Genomic DNA, 16183 nt, shown 5'->3' with positions numbered 1-16183 from the left:
GAAGGCGGGCGGATGCCACGGCGATCGCCATGCGGCCGAACGGCGTCGCGAAGATCAGCAGCCCCACGACGAGCACGGGCCACGGGACGTCCGGCAGCACGTCGAACCCCGGCGCGAGCTGCAGGATCGCCGACGCGGTCAGCAGGTACAGCAGCCACCGGATGCCCGAGAGGATGAACAGCGGCGCCCCCACCAGCGTCTGCACCCACTGCGTCGACCGCGGCGTGGGAGCGGGCCGGTGGAACGTCGACGGGGTCTCGTCGTGCAGCAGCGGACCGAGGGCCTTGGCCATCGCGCCCAGCCGAGGGACGTCGTAGATGTCTGCGACCGAGAATTCCGGCACGCGCGCGCGGATGCGCGAGACCAGCTGCGCCGCCGCCAGGGAGCCGCCTCCGAGGTCGAAGAAGTCCGCCTTGCGATCGGTGACGGCGAGTCCCAGCACGGCCTGCCACTGCTCGGCGAGCCACGCCTCGTCCGCCGAGAAGTCGGTCGCGACGGGGGCGTCCACCCCGGGCAGGGGCCAGGGCAGCGCCGCGCGGTCGACCTTGCCCGAGGTGCGCACCGGCAGGGCGTCGACGACGCCGAGCAGCGGGATGGTCGCGGCGGGCAACCGCTCGGCCAGCGCCGCGCGCGCGGCCGCGCGGTCGAGCTCGACGCCGTCGTCCATGACGAGGTAGCCGACCAGCACGGGCACGCCCGCCTCGGTCGTGCGCACCGCGACGGTCGCGGCGCTCACGTGGTCGAGGTCCTGAAGGGCCGACTCGACCTCGCCGAGCTCGATGCGACGGCCGCCGACCTTGACCTGGTCGTCGGCGCGCCCCTGGAAGATCAGTCCCGCCGACTCGAAGCGCACGAGATCGCCCGAGCGGTAGGCGCGTTCCCAGCCGAGCGTCGGCATCGGCGCGTACTTCTCCGCGTCCTTCGCGGGGTCGAGGTAGCGCGCCAGACCGACGCCGCCGATGATGAGCTCGCCGACCTCGCCCTCGGCGACCGGCCGGCCCTCGGCATCCACCACCGCCAGCGCCCACCCGTCGAGGGGAAGGCCGATGCGCACGGGCAGCGAGCCGTCGAGGGGGGCGGCGCAGGCGACCACGGTGGCCTCGGTCGGACCGTAGGTGTTCCACACCTCGCGCCCCTCGGCCACCAGACGCGCGGCGAGTTCGGGCGGACAGGCCTCTCCGCCGAAGATCAGCAGGCGCACGTTCTCGATCGAGTCCGCGGGCCACATCGCCGCCAGCGTCGGCACCGTCGAGACGACGGTGATGCCCTGGCGCAGCAGCCACGGCGCCAGATCCTCGCCCGAGCGCACCAAAGAGCGGGGGGCGGGGACGAGGCACGCGCCGTGTCCCCACGCCAGCCACATCTCTTCGCACGAGGCGTCGAAGGCCACGGACAGCCCCGCGAGCACGCGGTCGCCCGGACCGAGCGGCTCGCGCTGCACGAAGAGGCGTCCCTCGGCCTCGACGAAGGCCGCCGCCGAGCGGTGCGACACGGCGACGCCCTTGGGCACGCCCGTCGACCCCGAGGTGAAGATGATCCACGCGTCGTCGTCGACGGTCGGCGGGGCCACCACGGGCAGCGCGTTCGTCCCGGGGTGCGGCGCGTCGCCGTCGTAGAGGCGCACGAGTCCGGCATCCGGATCCGCCGCGACGAACTCGCCGTCCCCGGCGACGATGCCCCGCACTCCCGCTTCGCCGAAGACCAGGCGGGCGCGTTCGTCGGGGTCGTCGGCGTCGACCGGCACGTAGGCCGCACCCGCGGCCATCACGGCGAGGATCGACACGTACAGCTCCTTCGAGCCCGAGGGCATGCGCACCCCGACGCGGTCTCCGCGTCGCACGCCCGCCTCGTGGAGAGCCGCCGCGGTGCGCCACACCCGCGCGAGCAGCTCGCGGTAGCTCAACGCCCCCGAGCCGTCGTCGATGGCGGATGCCTCGGGATGCCGTGCGGCGACGTCGGTGAGGATGTCGATCAGCGTGCGCGCGGGCGCCGCGGCGGCCAACCGGTCGAGCGGGGCCTGGGCGGCGGAAGCGGAGGTCGTCACGGCACGAAGGGTACAACTCCCAGGGAAACACCCCGGACGGGCCGCCCCGGTTCACCTTCCGTTCACCCGTGCAACGCAGACTCTTAAGAGTCGCTGTTTAGCGTTCCCGTCGAACCCTGCACCGGGTTCCGTCCCCAAACATGCGAAGGATTCACATCGTGAAGCTCTCCCGACTCGCCCAGCTGGGCACCGTGGCCGCCGTGGCCTCCCTGACCCTCGCCGGCTGCGCCGGCCCCTCGGGCTCCGGCGACGCCGCGGGTTCGTCCTCGTCGCCCTCGTCCTCCGACGTGGCGTTCACGATCGACCCCAACCTCTCGGGCACGATCACCGCGGGCGGCTCGAGCGCCCAGTCCAACGCGCAGGCCGCGTGGACCAGCGCCTTCAACGCTCAGGCCAAGGGCGTCACGATCAACTACGACAAGTCGCAGGGCTCCGGCGGCGGCGTCACCAACTTCCTCAGCGGCGCGTACGACTTCGCCGGCTCGGACGCCCCCCTGAACGCCGACCAGACCACGCAGTCGGCTGCGCTGTGCACCGAGGGCGGCGTCAACATCCCCGTCTACCTCGACGGCGTCGCGATCATCTTCAACATCCCCGGCGTCACCGAGCTGAAGCTCTCGGGCGAGACGATCGCCAAGATCTTCGCGCTCCAGATCACCGACTGGTCCGACCCGGCCATCACCGCCGACAACGGCACCGCCCTGACCGCCGGTCCCATCACGACCGTCGCGCGCTCGGACGGCTCGGGCACCACGCAGAACCTCACCAACTACCTCGCCGCGACGCAGTCGTCGGTGTGGACCGCCCCCGCGGGCAAGGACTGGCCCATCGAGGGCAACGTCTCGAAGCAGAAGGGCGGCTCCGGTGTCGTCGAGGCCGTCAAGGCCGGCACCGGCACCATCGGCTACGCCGACCACTCGGCCATCGGCGACCTGAACGCCGCCGCGGTCATCCAGGACGGCACCGCCGTCGCGTACAGCCCCGAGGCCGTCACGGCGACCTTCGAGGCCGCGGCCGTCGACGCCAGCAACGGTGTCGCGGGCGACCTGTCGAAGAAGTTCGACTACTCGAAGCTGACCGCCGAGACCTACCCGATCCCGCTCGTGTCGTACGCGATCACCTGCACCACGTTCAAGGACTCCGCGCAGGCCGAGCTGACCAAGTCGTACCTCGGCTTCGTCACCAGCACCCTCGGCCAGCAGGTCGCGGCCAAGAACGCCGGCTCGGCCCCGCTGCCCGACTCGGTCCTCGAGGCCGCCGCCGAGACCCTCTCGGCCATCAAGTAAACATCTCTTCGGACTCGGCCCGACTCGCGCTTCTCGTGCGGGTCGGGCCGGGCTGATCGGAACGGTCGACCCGCGTCGAACGCTCCGCTGAGCCGACATCCTCACAGAACACCCGACCGAGGAGAACCCATGACCCGTGCCGAGCGTGAGGTCCCCCGTGACTGACACCGTCGCTGACACAGAGACCGCCCCGTCCTCACCGACCCCGCCCCGCACGACGATCGTCGGCAAGCGACGCGTCGGCGACACCGTCTTCCTCGGACTGTCGACCACGGCCGCCGTGTCGATCATGATCATCCTCGCCGGTGTGGCGATCTTCCTGATCATCCGCGGTCTGCCCGCCATCACGGGCAACTGGACCGAGGGCGACCTCGCCGGCTACCAGAACGGCTCGTGGTCCAACTTCTGGGAGTACGTCGGACCCCTGCTCTTCGGCAGCGTCTGGGCGGCCCTCATCGCGATGATCATCGGAACGCCGGTCGCCATCGGCATCGCGCTGTTCATCTCGCACTACGCCCCCCGCCGCATCGCCGGCGCGCTGGGCTACATCGTCGACCTGCTCGCCGCGGTGCCGTCGATCGTCTTCGGCCTGTGGGGCATCATCGTCATGCGCCCGCTGCTGCTGCCCGTCGGAGAGTTCCTCAACCAGTACCTCGGCTGGATCCCGCTCTTCCAGGGCCCGGTGTCGAGCACGGGGTCCACCATGCTCACCGGTGGCGTGGTGCTCGCCGTCATGATCCTCCCGATCGTCACCTCGATCACCCGCGAGATCTTCCTGCAGACCCCGCGCCTGCACGAAGAAGCCGCCCTGGCCCTCGGCGCCACGCGCTGGGAGATGATCCGCCTGTCGGTCTTCCCGTACGCCCGCAGCGGCATGGTCTCGGCCACCCTGCTGGGCCTCGGCCGCGCCCTCGGCGAGACCATGGCGATCGCGCTCATCATCTCGCCCAGCCTCATCTACTCGGTGCTGCTGCTCACCGACGGCTACAACTCGCAGACGATCGCGGCGAACATCGCGCTGAACTTCCCCATCGCGACCGACCTGCAGCGCTCGGCGCTCATCGGCACCGGTCTGATGCTGTTCGTCATCTCGCTGGCGGTCAACATGTTCGCCCGCTACATCATCGGCGCCACCGGCCCCGGTGCGAAGGGCCGCAAGAAGGGCAAGCGCTCATGACCGTCACCGCTCCCTCCGCCCCCCTCGCCCTCACCAGCGGGCAGCTGCCCCGCTTCATCGAGCCGATGCTGCTCGCGGGCGTCGCGGTCGTCATCGCCGGCGTCCAGCTGCTCATGGGCGGCTTCAACCTCGCCACCTGGCTCATCCTCACGGCGATCGTCTACCTGATCGCGATCGGGGTCGGCTCGTCGATCGTCGAGAACCGCCGTAAGGCCGTCGACCGCGTCGTGCGCGGGCTCGTCACCGCGGCGTTCCTGCTCGCGGTGGCCCCGCTCATCTCGACGCTGTACACCGTGGTGTCCAAGGGCCTCGCGGTGGTGAACCTGCAGTTCATCACGCAGGTCGGCGGCACGCAGTTCGACCCGAACACCCTCGAGGTCGTCGCGACCCCCGGCGCCTGGCAAGCCGTCGCGGGCACGCTCATCATCACGGGTATCGCGGCGCTCATCTCGGTGCCGATCGGCATCCTGGCCGCCGTCTACCTGGTCGAATACGCCCAGCCCAACAACCCGCTGCGCCGCGCGATCACGTTCCTCGTCGACGTCATGACGGGCATCCCCTCGATCGTCGCCGGTCTGTTCGCGTTCTCGCTGTTCAGCCTGGTCGTCGGACCGAAGGCGTTCAGCGGGTTCTCGGCATCCATCGCCCTGTGCGTGCTGATGATCCCGATCGTGATCCGCTCCACCGAAGAGATGCTGCGCCTGGTCCCGGCCGACCTGCGCGAGGCCTCGCTCGCCCTGGGCGTGCCCCGCTCGGCGACGATCATCAAGGTCGTGCTGCGCACGGCGGCCAGCGGCATCATCACCGGTGTGGTGCTCGCCGTGGCGCGCGTCGTCGGCGAGACCGCCCCGATCTTCATCGCGGCGAGCTTCACCGACAACTTCAACGCCAACCCGTTCGAGGGTCCGATGCAGACCCTCCCCGTCATGGCCTACACCGCGTACAGCTTCCCCGGCCAGGACATCGACGCCTCTCAGGCCCAGGCCTGGGGCGCGGCGTTCCTGCTCGTCGTCCTCGTCGTCATCTTCAACCTGATCGCCCGGATCGTGGCGGCGGTGTTCGCGCCCAAGGCGCGCTGACCCCAGAAAGGCACCTCTTCGTGTCCAAGAGCATCGAGGTCCAGGACCTCAACGTCTACTACAGCGATTTCCTCGCGGTCGAGGGCGTCTCGATCGACATCGAGCCCCGGTCGGTCACCGCGTTCATCGGCCCCTCGGGCTGCGGCAAGTCCACTTTCCTGCGCACCCTGAACCGCATGCACGAGGTCATCCCCGGCGGTCACGTCAAGGGCCGCGTGCTCATCGACGGCGACGACCTGTACGGACCCGGGGTCGACCCGGTGCTCGTGCGTCGTCACGTCGGCATGGTCTTCCAGCGCCCCAACCCGTTCCCCACGATGTCGATCCGCGAGAACGTGCTGGCCGGCGCGAAGCTCAACGACAAGCGCATGTCCAAGAGCGACGGCGACGCGCTCGTCGAGAAGTCCCTGCGGGGCGCCAACCTGTGGAACGAGGTCAAGGACCGCCTCGACAAGCCGGGCGGAGGCCTCTCGGGTGGTCAGCAGCAGCGTCTGTGCATCGCCCGCGCGATCGCCGTCTCACCCGACGTCCTACTCATGGACGAGCCCTGCTCGGCGCTCGACCCGATCTCGACCTTCGCGATCGAGGAGCTCATCTCGGAACTGAAGAACGAGTACACGATCGTCATCGTGACGCACAACATGCAGCAGGCCTCGCGCGTCAGCGACAAGACGGCGTTCTTCAACATCGCCGGCACCGGCAAGCCCGGCAAGCTCATCGAGTACAACGACACCTCGGCCATCTTCACGGCGCCCGCCGTGCAGGCCACCGAGGACTACGTCTCGGGCCGCTTCGGATAAGCACACACCCCGCGAAGGCCCCGCTCCGGCGGGGCCTTCGTCGTTTCCGCGTGGGCCCCGCTCAGTCGCGCGGCGAGAGCAGATAGGCGTTGAGCTCGTCGGTCAGCGCCCGGTCGACGGCTTTCGCGACGCCGTCGACCGCGGCGATCGGCGCGGCCAGGCGCACGCTCGACAGCAACCACGCGGCATCCGCGTCGACGAGGGTCGCCGTCGGAACGGTCTCGTATGCGGTCTCGACACCGCGCCGCCCGAGGTACGAGAACACGCTGATCTGCGTCGTGCCGTGCAGGATGCCCGCGCTCGGCTCGGGCGTGACGAACCGGTCGCCCAGGCGCAGCAGCACCGTCGCGGTGGGCGCCTCGAGCACGAACCCGTCGCTGGAGACGAACACCGCGTCGTCGGCGCCGCGCCGGTGGGCTTCGCGGATCGCCGCCATGTTGACGGCGTACGACAGCGTCTTGGCCCCGAGCTGCAGCCAGGGAGCGCGCGCCGGGACGTCGAGCGCGTGCCCGCGGTCGAGGGTGACGACGTCGACCCCGTCCCGCCGCGAGCGGGTGTTGTCGGGGGCGGATGCCAGCGTGATCCACGCCGTGGGGATCGGCTGACCCTCCACTCCCCTGCTGAGCAGCAGTTTCATGACGTTCTCGCCCGCTCCCGCGTGCGCGGCGACCCGGGCGATCGCGGACCGCCACTGTCCGAGATGCGGAGCCGGCAGATCGCACAACCCGGCGGAGTGCGCGAGCCGCTCGAGATGGGGACCGACGTCTTGCGGGTGACCGTCGATCACACCGAGCGACTCGAAGATCCCGTCACCGCGCTGCGCGCTGAGGTCACCGACCCGCAGCGCGGGCTCGTCCGGATCGAAGAAGCGGAACGTCTCGGCGAAGTCCTCTCGAGGATCATCGGATGCCACGGGGTCGATCAGAAGAGCACTGCGCCAAGCCATGCTGCGAGCCTATGTCGTCGACCCGACACGCCCGGGTCTTGTCAACGGGGCCGTCCGAGGGAATGTTCGCGCGGGGGCCTTGTTACACTTCTACAGCCGGGCCGCAGTAACCCCGGGCTCCATCTTCTGCCGCTATGAGCGGCCTTGCGCCGAGAGGCGTTCTGCGGTCCGGCACTTATCTTTTCCGGGCTCTTCTCACGTCAGCGCGTCGCGCCGCCAGAGGGCCGCGGATGCCGCCAGGTCTTCTGCGTAGGTGGCCAGTCGCAGCGCCCGCGTGGTCAGCGCGCTGGCGCGTTCGGACTCGGTGTTCTCGTAGTCGTCCGCGAGATGGGTCGACCCCGCCGCCTGGACTCGGCAGAACGCGGCCGCACGATCCAGCGCGACGGCGAAGTCGCCCTCGAAGAGGCCGCGGAGGATCGTGTCGATGAGCTGCACGAGTTCTTCGGGGCCCGCGGGTGCCGGAGCACCCGCCACGACGGCGTCGACCGTCGCCATCTCCACGCGCCCGCGCTCGTACAGCAGAGCGGCCGTCGCGGCGTCGTCGTGGATCATCAGCTGCAGCAGGTAGAGCCGCCAGAGCGCGCCGGGCAGGGAGCGAGCGGGCGACCGCGACCAGAGTTCGGCGATGTCATCGATGCCGTGGTCGTCGGTGAACGCGACCAGTCGCTCGACGACGTCGACGCTCGGATCTGCCCGCACGCGCGACAGCAGGGCCTGGGCCGTGCTGTGAGCCACGCGCGAGACCTCCGCCGGATCCTCGGCCGAGAAGAGTCGGTCGAAGAGCTCGGCCGGACGCCGGACCGGCTTGTGGAACTCACGGGACGAATCGCTCATCGTTCCAGGCTAGACGTCGCCCCCGGCGGCCGGGCCGCAGCGAACCCGCCCCCACGAGGGGGACGGGCTCGGACGGTGGCGTCAGGCGGTGGCGACGGCGAGCACCGGAGCGGTGCTCGGGGTCCCATCGGGCGATCCGCCCGCCGGCTCGATGGTCACGGCGATGACGTCGCCCGCGTGCATCTCGCCGTCGAGCACCGCGGTCGCGTTGCCGTCGGCATCCGGAGTGAAGGTTCCGGCGGCGATGGGGGTCTGATCGCGGACGAACCAGAGCTCGTAGGTCTTGTCGGATTCGAGCGCGGGCATGCCGTCGGTGACGAGCACGCTGCGACCGGTCGACGGCGACCAATGCGCGGTCGCGACCGTGCCGTCGGGCAGGGTCGTCGACGCGGACTGCGCGTCGGGGGCCTTCTCGATCTCTTGCAGGGCGACGACGGCGGCGGGCGGCGAGAAGAGCTGGCCGACCGTGACGGCACCGAAGCCGAGCACGAGCACGGCGGCGAAGGAGGCAGCCAGGGCGAACCAGCGACGCGCTCCCCAACTGCGGGCGCGTGACGTGCCGGCGGGCACGGCGTCGCTCTTCGCGACGACGGGCGCGGGGCCGGCGGCGGCGAAGTCCTCTCCCTCGGCTGCTGCGGGGGCGGATGCCGCGGGCTCCTGGGGAAGGTCGGAGATGCGGGCGAACAACGACGCGCGCACGGACGGGGGCGGCTCGACGGGCTCGACGGCGGCGCTGATCGCGGCGACCGCGTCCGCGGCGTCGCGGACGTGGGAGTCCCAGTGGGGATTCCCCGCCAGAGCCTCCTGGTACGCGCGTTCATCTGCCTCGGATAACGCATGCAATGCGTGTCCAACGGCGAGGTCGGCGAAATCCCTCTCGTTCACTTGTCCACCCCCATTTCCACTCTCAGACGCGACAGACCGTCGCGCATCCTGGTTTTGACCGTACCGAGCGGCGCCCCGACGAGGGAAGCGATCTCGCTTTGGCTGTACCCACCGAAGTAGGCCAGCGTGAGCGCTTCTTTCTGAGCGTCGGGAAGCGTCGCGAGTGCATCGACGACGCGCCGCCCTTCCATCTTCAGTTCGACTTTTTCGGATACGTCGTCGTAAGCGACGTCCATATCCCGGAAGCCCGCACGCACATCCCGATCCACGCTCGACTGCGATGACCGCACGCGGTCCACCGCTCGTCGGTGCGCGATCGTGAGGACCCACGATCTTCCTTGCCCTCTATTCGGAGTGAATCGCGCGGCGGATTGCCAGATCTCGAGGAACACCTCTTGCAGCACTTCTTCGCTCTGCGAGCGGTCGACGAGCACGCGGAGGATGAGGCCGAAGGCGCGGGCCGACAGGGTGTCGTACAACTCGGCGAATGCGGAACGGTCCCCCGTGGCGACGCGCTGCAGGAGCGCACCGACGTGATCGATGTTCTCTGCCCCGTCCTCGGGGAGGTCGAATCCGTCGATCACCATGGCATCCATCATTCCCTACGCCGTCTGCGGTCCCCGTGTGCGTGCGCGCGCGTCGCGCGCGAGCTAGGCGAAACCGTTACAGACAGGCCCCCGCGCACGGTCCTACGGCGTGTACGACGGCTCGTAGAAAATATTCTAAAGAATATTTACACCCGCCTGATCAGGTATTTTCGCCGCGCCGAGGTCGCCATCGGGGCCCCTGCCGCAACATTTCGCAATCCGATCCCCGGGGGGTCCCGAAGACCCTGTGTAAGCCGCTCCACGGCGAACCGCCCCTCGCACCGGGGTGTCCCTGACGGGTCGCAGACGCGATCCGAACGATTTCGGAGGAATGTCATGCTCATCAACAAGAAGCCTGTCGTCGCCGGTCTCGCCCTCGTTCTGGGCTCGGCCTTCGCTCTCACCGCATGTTCGGGTGGCACCACCTCGGGCGGCACCGCTGAAGAGGCCTCGACGGCCCCCTCGATGGCCGCCTCGCCCTCGATGTCCGCTTCGGCGTCGATGGACCCCGCCGCCAACCTCGTCGGCCCCGGCTGCGCCGGTTACGCGGAGCAGGTTCCCTCGGGTGCTGGCTCGGTCGCCGGTATGGCCGCTGACCCGGTCGCCGTCGCCGCGTCGAACAACCCGCTGCTCACCACGCTCACCGCGGCCGTCAGCGGCCAGCTGAACCCCAACGTGAACCTGGTCGACACGCTCAACGGCAGCGAGTTCACCGTCTTCGCGCCGGTCGATGAGGCCTTCGCCAAGATCGACTCGGCCACCATCGAGACGCTGAAGACCGACAGCGACCTGCTCACCAAGATCCTCACGTACCACGTGGTCCCCGGCCAGATCGCGCCCGACGAGATCGACGGCACGCACACCACCGTCGAGGGCCAGGACGTCACCGTCGCCGGCTCGGGTGACTCGATCACCGTCAACGACTCCAGCAACGTCATCTGCGGTGGCGTTCAGACCGCCAACGCGACCGTGTACCTCATCGACTCGGTGCTGATGCCCCCGATGTAATTCCTCGATGGCGCGAGTGATCGCGTCCTCGATCGGTCGATGATCGACCGACCCTGACGGCGAGCGTCGGACCCCAGGCGAGGGGGTCCGGCGCTCGCTTCTTCGTGCGCCCGGGGTGCGCTGCGCCCGATGCGCGTCCCCGGACGGCGCGGTCTTCGACAGATCCGATGCCACCGGCCTGCGTGCGCTCGTCGAGCATTCCGCCTTCGCGGCATCCGCGCCGGATGAGCACGACCGCCCCGCCGGGGCCGGTAAGGTGGATGCCGAGGGCCTCTAGCTCAGTCGGTAGAGCATCGGACTTTTAATCCGCGGGTCGTGGGTTCGAGCCCCACGGGGCCCACCACGTCATCGTTACTCGAAACATCGCCACGAGCATGTCTACGAGACTTGCCGGATGCGCAGCTACTTCCCCGCCCCTGTCCTCAGGGGCGGTTTTCGTTGGGTCCTCGTACAACTCCCCTGCCGCCATCAGCATGTCGAACGGCTCGTTGAACTCCACCTCCGACAGCCGGAATCCGCGCAACGACGGCCCTTGCCACCGTCATCGCCCTGACCCCATGACGAGTTGTGCTCCGGTTCCCGAGACAGCTGCCCTTGCATCCATTCAGGGCACCTGGACGCACGACGCGAGTATCCCACTTGGCGACGGATCGATCCGACCGCACCGCACCCGCATAACAGTGGCGGACACGCAGGCCACGATCCACGATGAGCAGGAGCAGACGCTCATCTTCCCGTAGGACGCAAGCGCCACGATTCTTACGATGCGTTCGGATAACGGAGGCGCGGGATGGGTCATCGACCTCTCGAGCGCGATTCGATACGACGAGGCACGTACCGTAAACCTTTCTCAGCCCGGTACGGACTGGTCAGTTGATGCGACACTGAACGCGACGGCATCCACTGCGTCGTTCCAGTTCTGGTACCCCACCATGCCAACGGACTCGCGCGCGACATTCACTTGCCAGCGATAACCCTCGCCGTTGGGTAAAGACCGACGGAGCCGGTTAATGAAGCGCGCGTGGTGCCAGCTTCACTGAAGTGATCGAAATATCGTTTCTGCCATGGCTACCCGACACATTGCTCAGCTCACCGACGACCTCGACGGCACCGTTCTCGAAGACGGCGAAGGAAAGCAGATCACTTTCTCCGTCGATGGTCGCGCCTACGAGATCGATCTTTCCGCCGCGAACGCAGAGTCCTTCTACAAGGCGCTCTCGCCGTACGTGGACGCCGCTCGTCCCACCAGCACCTCTGGGTCGCGAGGCGGTCGCCAGGCTCCTCGCGCCAAGAGCGACGTCGATCTCGCCGCCGTCCGCGAGTGGGCGCGCGCGAACGGACACACGGTCAGTGACCGAGGCCGTGTTCCGGCAACCATTGTCGAGGCCTACAAGGCCGCAGTCGCCTAACGAACATTGAATAGAGAACACCCCCGGCCTCGAGGTCGGGGGTGTTCTGTATTGGTCGACGGGTGCTTACTCGTTGCCGAATCTTGCGTCGACCAGCGCGTGCGTCCACTCCAGTACGTCGGGAGTTCCGCCTGCGTTGATGGTCTCGTAAACGTGACGTTCCCACATCGCCCGTAGCGCGTCGACGGAGTCGGGCGGCATCTCCATGGTGCGCTCGACGACCTGTTGCCACGTATCAGCTTCGGTGTTGAGCGCCGCGCGCAGCTTCGGCAGCATGTCCTGGAAGCCCGCCGACTTCTCCGGTTCAAGGGCACCGAGCGCGTCGAGCACATACGCATCGAGGTAGACGAGCATGGGCTTGCCCTGATATCTGGTCGACAATGTCATTGCTGCCGTCCATGTGAGCGAACTGACTCAAAGTCGCCTGCGATGAATTCACGGACGATTTCGGCAAGTTCGTCGCGAGTCGGATCATTGATTTGACGAGAACTTCCCAACTCCTCGACATTTTCAAACGTCACGAAGTCGGCATAGATCTCAAGATTCCACTCGTCGGAGTCGATAACCGAAATGGAAGAGTGTTCTTCGTCCATGTCGCCAAGCTCATCGAATAAGCTCATTACCGTCTCGACCGTGACCTCCGCCCCTTTTATGGAGCGTGCGTAGCGGTCAACTATTCTAACAACACGGTCGTCGACTTCTTCTTGCCCCATATTGCAAATCCTCCCATATTGCCAGGATGTAGTGTACGCCAAAAATCAGACCCCGGCGAGTGTTGATACGTAGGAACGAGTTGCATTACACCGTGCCTGCCTGCGACGGTATCCGGGTGCGCATGGTGCCAAATAAAGTCCTCCGGGTTGGGATTATCGCGCCCACCCTTCTTTGCCACAAGCTCTCCAATACCTTTCGACTGCTCTTCTAGCCACTCGGCAAAGCGAGGGTCCGATCGCATCGCTTCATCGAGTGCCTCATTAGCGCGGTTGAAATGCACACTCCCAGATTCGGCCCAGAATTTGTGGCTAGTCCAAGCTGACCTTTCAAGAGCAGTGCACACTGCATGAGTACTACGAGCCCAGCATGGACCTCACCGACGATCAGGCCATTACGTATCGCCAGGCGGTCACGGCGAAGTGGCCGAGCCTCCCCCGCCGTGCTGGCAAGGCGTATGCCAAGTTCACCAAGGTCATCACGCGGCTTGAAGCAACACCACCGCCACCAAAAAGGACTCCTGTCAGGAGGCGCAAGAAAAAGTCGTACGTCGTTCGCACCGAAGGAGTCGTTAGACCGGACGTCGACTTCGACAAGCTAGCCCGTGTCCTGCTCGTCATCGCTCGCGACAAGGCGGAAAAGAAGAAGGCCGCCTAGCTCACCGCGCTCCCCCGCGCAGCCGCATCTGAACGCCTGCCTCTATCAAGCACGATCTGGTCTGTGCATAGCTAATGCCGACCAATGTCGCGATAGCTGCAATCGCCTCGCCCTGCTCGTACTGTAAGACCATCCGCTGGACCTGCTCACGAGTGATCGCCGGCTTCTTTGGGCCACGCGGCCGAATCGGTTCACCCATCGATACGAGCAGCCGCTGCACCTTGTTGGCGCTGAACTCGTACTCCTCCCCGATCGCAGCCAAGGGTTCACCTGCTCGGTGCTTCTTGACCAGGGAGTCACGTACCTTTGCTGGCACTTCGTTCGGATCTGCGCGACTCAGCTTCAAACGAGCAACCAGCATGTCGAGCGTCGTGCGATGCACCCCAAGCTGACGCGCCAGATCTGCGACCAGCTCCCCTCGCTTGTAGCCCTCTACGAACGCCATCTTCTCCGCGTCGGTCAGTCGTCGAGCTCTGCGGGGTACAGGGCGGTCGGCTACCGCGACCCGGCTTGGCTTCAGATTCACCAGCTGGCGTAGCCTCGCCACCCCTGTCGAATTATTCGAGTACCTCTGAACGAGCCCCACCACATGTTCGCTGCGTCGCTGCCGCGCAGGACGCGATGAACGTTCACGCGCCGCCACCCCGTCATCGTCGCCCCGTTAAGAGCGAGCACGACGAGGACCAGCTCTTCACCGCAGGTCGGATCTCGGACCCGTGCGACGGTGGGGTGACACCCCCACGCCCTCGGATGGACCGCGCGACAGCCCTGCGGACGCGCGAACGCGCCGCGCCGTGCGGCGGGCAGAAAGCCCCGCACGGCGCGGCCGTCGTCTGTTCGATCAGCGCACGACGGTCGCGGTCGGCGCCGATGTCCGCTGCGCGGTCGCGTAACCGGTCTTGGTACCGGTGACCGTTACCGTGATGCGCTTTCCGACCTGCGTCGTCGAGACCTTCAGCGTCTTCGACGTGGCGCCGGCGATGTCGACCCCGTCGGCTTTCCACCGGTACGTCAGATTCACCGGGCTCGGCGTCCACGATCCCGGGGTCGCGGTCAGAGTCGAACCCAGCTTCGCGGTGCCGCTGACGGTCGGGCTGACCGCGCCCAGAGTGCCCGCGACGACGGGGTCGGTGGGCAGGGACGTCGTGACGTTCTTGCCGCTCAGCGACGCGGTGGTCACGGTGATGCGCCTGCCCACGAGGCCGCTCGGAACGATGAGGGAAGCGCCGGTCGCTCCCGAGACGGCGGTGCCGTCGGCGCGCCATTGATAGGTGACCTGTTCGGTCCGCCCGGAGTCCGCCACCAGGGTCGTCCCGACCGCGGCCGTACCCGTGATCGTGGGGACCGGAACGACGGGAGCGCCGGACTGATAGACCGCGACGTTCGCGATGGACATCGTCCCACCCGATGTCTTGGGGGCGGCGGCGCTGTCGCACCCGCAGACACCGTTGGGCAAGCCACCGCCGATCGCGAGGTTGAGGATGAGGAAGAAGTCGTTCGGCATGGCGGCGTTCCACGCGTCCTCACCGATCTGCGCCTCTTCGACGACATGGGTCGTCACGCCGTCGACGAAGAACTCCATCCGCTCCGCTCCCGGGGTGGTGCGGTCGATCAGCGCGGAGTAGGTGTGAAAGTCGTTCAGGCACGCCGCGCACTCCTGCAGACCGCTCGTGATCCCGTACGGCTCGTTGCACGCACCCCCGTCAGCGAGATCGCAGTGCAGCGTCTGAATGACCTGGGGGGTGCCGTTGACCGCCTCGAGCATGTCCACCTCGCCGGTCCGGGGCCAATCGATCATGCCGTTGGCATCCCGGCCGAGCGCCCAGAAAGCCCCCCAGTACCCGGTCGGGTCGGCGATGGCGGGCAGGCGGACCGAGGCCGTCATGAGCAGTCGTCCCCCCGCGGGCGCGGAGAACGACTTGTCTGCCGTGATAACCCGACCGGAGGTCCACGCGCCGGACGCATCGCGGAGGGCGCGGATGTTCAGAGCCCCGGAACCGTCGAGGAAGACGTTCGCCGTGGAGTCGGTGGTGCGGTCCACCGCACCCGTGCCCCACGTTCCCACTTCGTGCTCCCACTGCGCACCGATCGGCGCTCCGGCGGGGCCGTCGAAGTCGTCGCGGAACAGAGTCGTCCAGCCGGCGGCATCCGCCGGGGCGGCCGCGACGGCGGCCGCCGGGGTGGCATCCCCCGTCCCCTCGGCGGCGGTCGCCACCTGGGGGAGAGAGATGACGCCCCCGACAAGGACGAGGGAAAGTGCAGCCGCGAAAGATCGCAGCGTGCGGGAGAACGGGAGGGGCATAGCGAGTCCTGTCTCTCGGGCTGAGTGCCGTCTGGTGGAGACACGCTATAGCTCAAAAGCACTGCCACATCAGCCTCAATGTGTCGTGAAGATGAACTGGTAAAAGCCCAAAGGAATGCGCAAGGGCGCCTCAAGAATGAGGGGGTTGAGCGCTTGAGGTTTTTCTGAGTGGTTCTTCGCGCCGACTTCGGTATTTACCGGCGGCGGGCTACTTACATTTTTTTCCCAGCAGGACCGGGAGGCGGTCCGAGCATTCATCCGGGGCTGCGGCGGGGGCCGCTACCGACACGGTCGGAAGCCCGTCGATCGGCGTACCCGCCCGGGCGCCACGGGGAGAGGAGGCGGACATGGCCGCCACCACGCATCGTCGTGACAGTGCCACCGCACCCGCACGACGTTCTTCTTGGGAGGCTCTTCCCGCCGGTCGGTCGGCGCGCAGCGCCCGCGCCGGCCGTCGC

Annotated in this window: 17 protein-coding genes and 1 tRNA gene; 8 read left to right on the top strand and 10 right to left on the bottom strand. The window is 67.7% G+C overall.

The window, feature by feature from the left end; all coding sequences use genetic code 11:
• Positions 1 to 2044 (bottom strand): non-ribosomal peptide synthetase (locus DBR36_RS10145; protein WP_146185317.1); only part of this gene is annotated, 2044 nt, incomplete at its 3' end.
• A gap of 158 nt (positions 2045 to 2202) precedes the next feature.
• Here DBR36_RS10145 and DBR36_RS10140 point away from each other — a divergent pair.
• From DBR36_RS10140 to pstB, 4 genes are all read left to right on the top strand, one after another.
• On the top strand, positions 2203 to 3330 hold the full coding sequence (locus DBR36_RS10140; RefSeq protein WP_108319061.1) for a PstS family phosphate ABC transporter substrate-binding protein: 1128 nt from the start codon (positions 2203 to 2205) through the stop codon (positions 3328 to 3330).
• A gap of 157 nt (positions 3331 to 3487) precedes the next feature.
• Positions 3488 to 4507 (top strand): phosphate ABC transporter permease subunit PstC, encoded by a 1020-nt coding sequence (gene pstC, locus DBR36_RS10135; RefSeq protein ID WP_108319059.1) that lies wholly within the window; start codon positions 3488 to 3490, stop codon positions 4505 to 4507.
• On the top strand, positions 4504 to 5586 hold the full coding sequence (pstA, locus tag DBR36_RS10130) for a phosphate ABC transporter permease PstA (protein WP_108319057.1): 1083 nt from the start codon (positions 4504 to 4506) through the stop codon (positions 5584 to 5586). Before pstC ends, pstA begins: the two co-directional genes overlap by 4 nt.
• Positions 5587 to 5606: 20 nt before the next feature.
• Positions 5607 to 6386: a phosphate ABC transporter ATP-binding protein PstB gene (gene pstB, locus DBR36_RS10125; protein WP_108319055.1), complete on the top strand. Its 780-nt coding sequence runs from the start codon at positions 5607 to 5609 to the stop codon at positions 6384 to 6386.
• Positions 6387 to 6447: 61 nt separating this feature from the next.
• Here pstB and DBR36_RS10120 read toward each other — a convergent pair whose 3' ends face one another.
• The 4 genes from DBR36_RS10120 to sigK all read right to left on the bottom strand — a co-directional run bounded on the left by DBR36_RS10120 (position 6448) and on the right by sigK (position 9638).
• Entirely contained in the window at positions 6448 to 7332 is an 885-nt protein-coding gene (locus DBR36_RS10120; RefSeq protein ID WP_108319053.1) for an aminotransferase class IV, read from the bottom strand.
• Positions 7333 to 7527: 195 nt separating this feature from the next.
• Positions 7528 to 8166: a DNA-directed RNA polymerase subunit beta gene (locus DBR36_RS10115; protein WP_108319051.1), complete on the bottom strand. Its 639-nt coding sequence runs from the start codon at positions 8164 to 8166 to the stop codon at positions 7528 to 7530.
• 81 nt (positions 8167 to 8247) lie between these two features.
• Positions 8248 to 9051, bottom strand: a complete 804-nt coding sequence (locus tag DBR36_RS10110; protein ID WP_108319049.1) for an anti-sigma factor domain-containing protein — start codon at positions 9049 to 9051, stop codon at positions 8248 to 8250.
• Positions 9048 to 9638, bottom strand: coding sequence for an ECF RNA polymerase sigma factor SigK (gene sigK, locus DBR36_RS10105; RefSeq protein WP_108319047.1), 591 nt, complete (start codon positions 9636 to 9638; stop codon positions 9048 to 9050). The genes DBR36_RS10110 and sigK overlap by 4 nt, the downstream gene beginning before the upstream one ends.
• A 336-nt stretch (positions 9639 to 9974) precedes the next feature.
• On the opposite strand from sigK, the gene DBR36_RS10100 reads away from it, so the two are divergent.
• From DBR36_RS10100 to DBR36_RS10090, 3 genes are all read left to right on the top strand, one after another.
• A complete protein-coding gene (locus DBR36_RS10100) occupies positions 9975 to 10646 on the top strand; it encodes a fasciclin domain-containing protein (RefSeq protein ID WP_108319045.1) in 672 nt (223 codons plus the stop codon).
• Positions 10647 to 10913: 267 nt separating this feature from the next.
• A tRNA-Lys gene (locus tag DBR36_RS10095) sits at positions 10914 to 10989 on the top strand.
• Between the two features lie 721 nt (positions 10990 to 11710).
• Positions 11711 to 12055 (top strand): Lsr2 family protein, encoded by a 345-nt coding sequence (locus DBR36_RS10090; RefSeq protein ID WP_108319043.1) that lies wholly within the window; start codon positions 11711 to 11713, stop codon positions 12053 to 12055.
• Positions 12056 to 12121: 66 nt separating this feature from the next.
• Here the strand turns inward: DBR36_RS10090 and DBR36_RS10085 are convergent, their stop codons facing one another.
• Genes DBR36_RS10085 through DBR36_RS18840 form a run of 3 tightly spaced genes read right to left on the bottom strand, consistent with a single transcriptional unit; the run spans position 12122 to position 13112 of the window.
• Positions 12122 to 12409 (bottom strand): hypothetical protein, encoded by a 288-nt coding sequence (locus DBR36_RS10085; protein WP_108319041.1) that lies wholly within the window; start codon positions 12407 to 12409, stop codon positions 12122 to 12124.
• 29 nt (positions 12410 to 12438) lie between these two features.
• Positions 12439 to 12768 (bottom strand): hypothetical protein, encoded by a 330-nt coding sequence (locus DBR36_RS10080; RefSeq protein ID WP_146185316.1) that lies wholly within the window; start codon positions 12766 to 12768, stop codon positions 12439 to 12441.
• Positions 12729 to 13112: an HNH endonuclease gene (locus tag DBR36_RS18840; RefSeq protein WP_108319037.1), complete on the bottom strand. Its 384-nt coding sequence runs from the start codon at positions 13110 to 13112 to the stop codon at positions 12729 to 12731. Before DBR36_RS18840 ends, DBR36_RS10080 begins: the two co-directional genes overlap by 40 nt.
• Before the next feature lie 23 nt (positions 13113 to 13135).
• Here DBR36_RS18840 and DBR36_RS17340 point away from each other — a divergent pair, with 23 nt between their 5' ends.
• Positions 13136 to 13423, top strand: coding sequence for a hypothetical protein (locus DBR36_RS17340; protein ID WP_146185315.1), 288 nt, complete (start codon positions 13136 to 13138; stop codon positions 13421 to 13423).
• A gap of 1 nt (position 13424) precedes the next feature.
• Here DBR36_RS17340 and DBR36_RS17335 read toward each other — a convergent pair whose 3' ends face one another.
• On the bottom strand, positions 13425 to 13868 hold the full coding sequence (locus DBR36_RS17335) for a helix-turn-helix domain-containing protein (RefSeq protein WP_146185314.1): 444 nt from the start codon (positions 13866 to 13868) through the stop codon (positions 13425 to 13427).
• A gap of 396 nt (positions 13869 to 14264) precedes the next feature.
• The gene (locus DBR36_RS10065; RefSeq protein ID WP_108319033.1) at positions 14265 to 15725 is read right to left on the bottom strand and encodes a family 16 glycosylhydrolase; all 1461 of its coding nucleotides are present in this window, start codon (positions 15723 to 15725) and stop codon (positions 14265 to 14267) included.
• Positions 15726 to 16183 lie beyond the last annotated feature (458 nt).

Origin of the sequence: Microbacterium sp. HMWF026 (assembly GCF_003061325.1) — a bacterium.
Lineage (GTDB): Bacteria > Actinomycetota > Actinomycetes > Actinomycetales > Microbacteriaceae > Microbacterium > Microbacterium testaceum_E.
The sequence above is the reverse complement of the archived record's forward strand: the minus strand, read 5'-3'. Positions and strand labels throughout refer to the sequence as shown.

Bases quoted from the DNA above. Each gene is read 5' to 3' on its own strand.
- sigK (WP_108319047.1), bottom strand. From the start codon at position 9,638: ATGGTGATCGACGGATTCGACCTCCCCGAGGACGGGGCAGAGAACATC.
- pstA (WP_108319057.1), top strand. From the start codon at position 4,504: ATGACCGTCACCGCTCCCTCCGCCCCCCTCGCCCTCACCAGCGGGCAG.
- DBR36_RS17335 (WP_146185314.1), bottom strand. From the start codon at position 13,868: ATGGCGTTCGTAGAGGGCTACAAGCGAGGGGAGCTGGTCGCAGATCTG.
- DBR36_RS10085 (WP_108319041.1), bottom strand. From the start codon at position 12,409: ATGCTCGTCTACCTCGATGCGTATGTGCTCGACGCGCTCGGTGCCCTT.
- DBR36_RS10090 (WP_108319043.1), top strand. From the start codon at position 11,711: ATGGCTACCCGACACATTGCTCAGCTCACCGACGACCTCGACGGCACC.
- DBR36_RS10065 (WP_108319033.1), bottom strand. From the start codon at position 15,725: ATGCCCCTCCCGTTCTCCCGCACGCTGCGATCTTTCGCGGCTGCACTT.
- DBR36_RS10115 (WP_108319051.1), bottom strand. From the start codon at position 8,166: ATGAGCGATTCGTCCCGTGAGTTCCACAAGCCGGTCCGGCGTCCGGCC.
- DBR36_RS10100 (WP_108319045.1), top strand. From the start codon at position 9,975: ATGCTCATCAACAAGAAGCCTGTCGTCGCCGGTCTCGCCCTCGTTCTG.
- DBR36_RS17340 (WP_146185315.1), top strand. From the start codon at position 13,136: ATGGACCTCACCGACGATCAGGCCATTACGTATCGCCAGGCGGTCACG.
- DBR36_RS10120 (WP_108319053.1), bottom strand. From the start codon at position 7,332: ATGGCTTGGCGCAGTGCTCTTCTGATCGACCCCGTGGCATCCGATGAT.
- DBR36_RS10080 (WP_146185316.1), bottom strand. From the start codon at position 12,768: ATGGGGCAAGAAGAAGTCGACGACCGTGTTGTTAGAATAGTTGACCGC.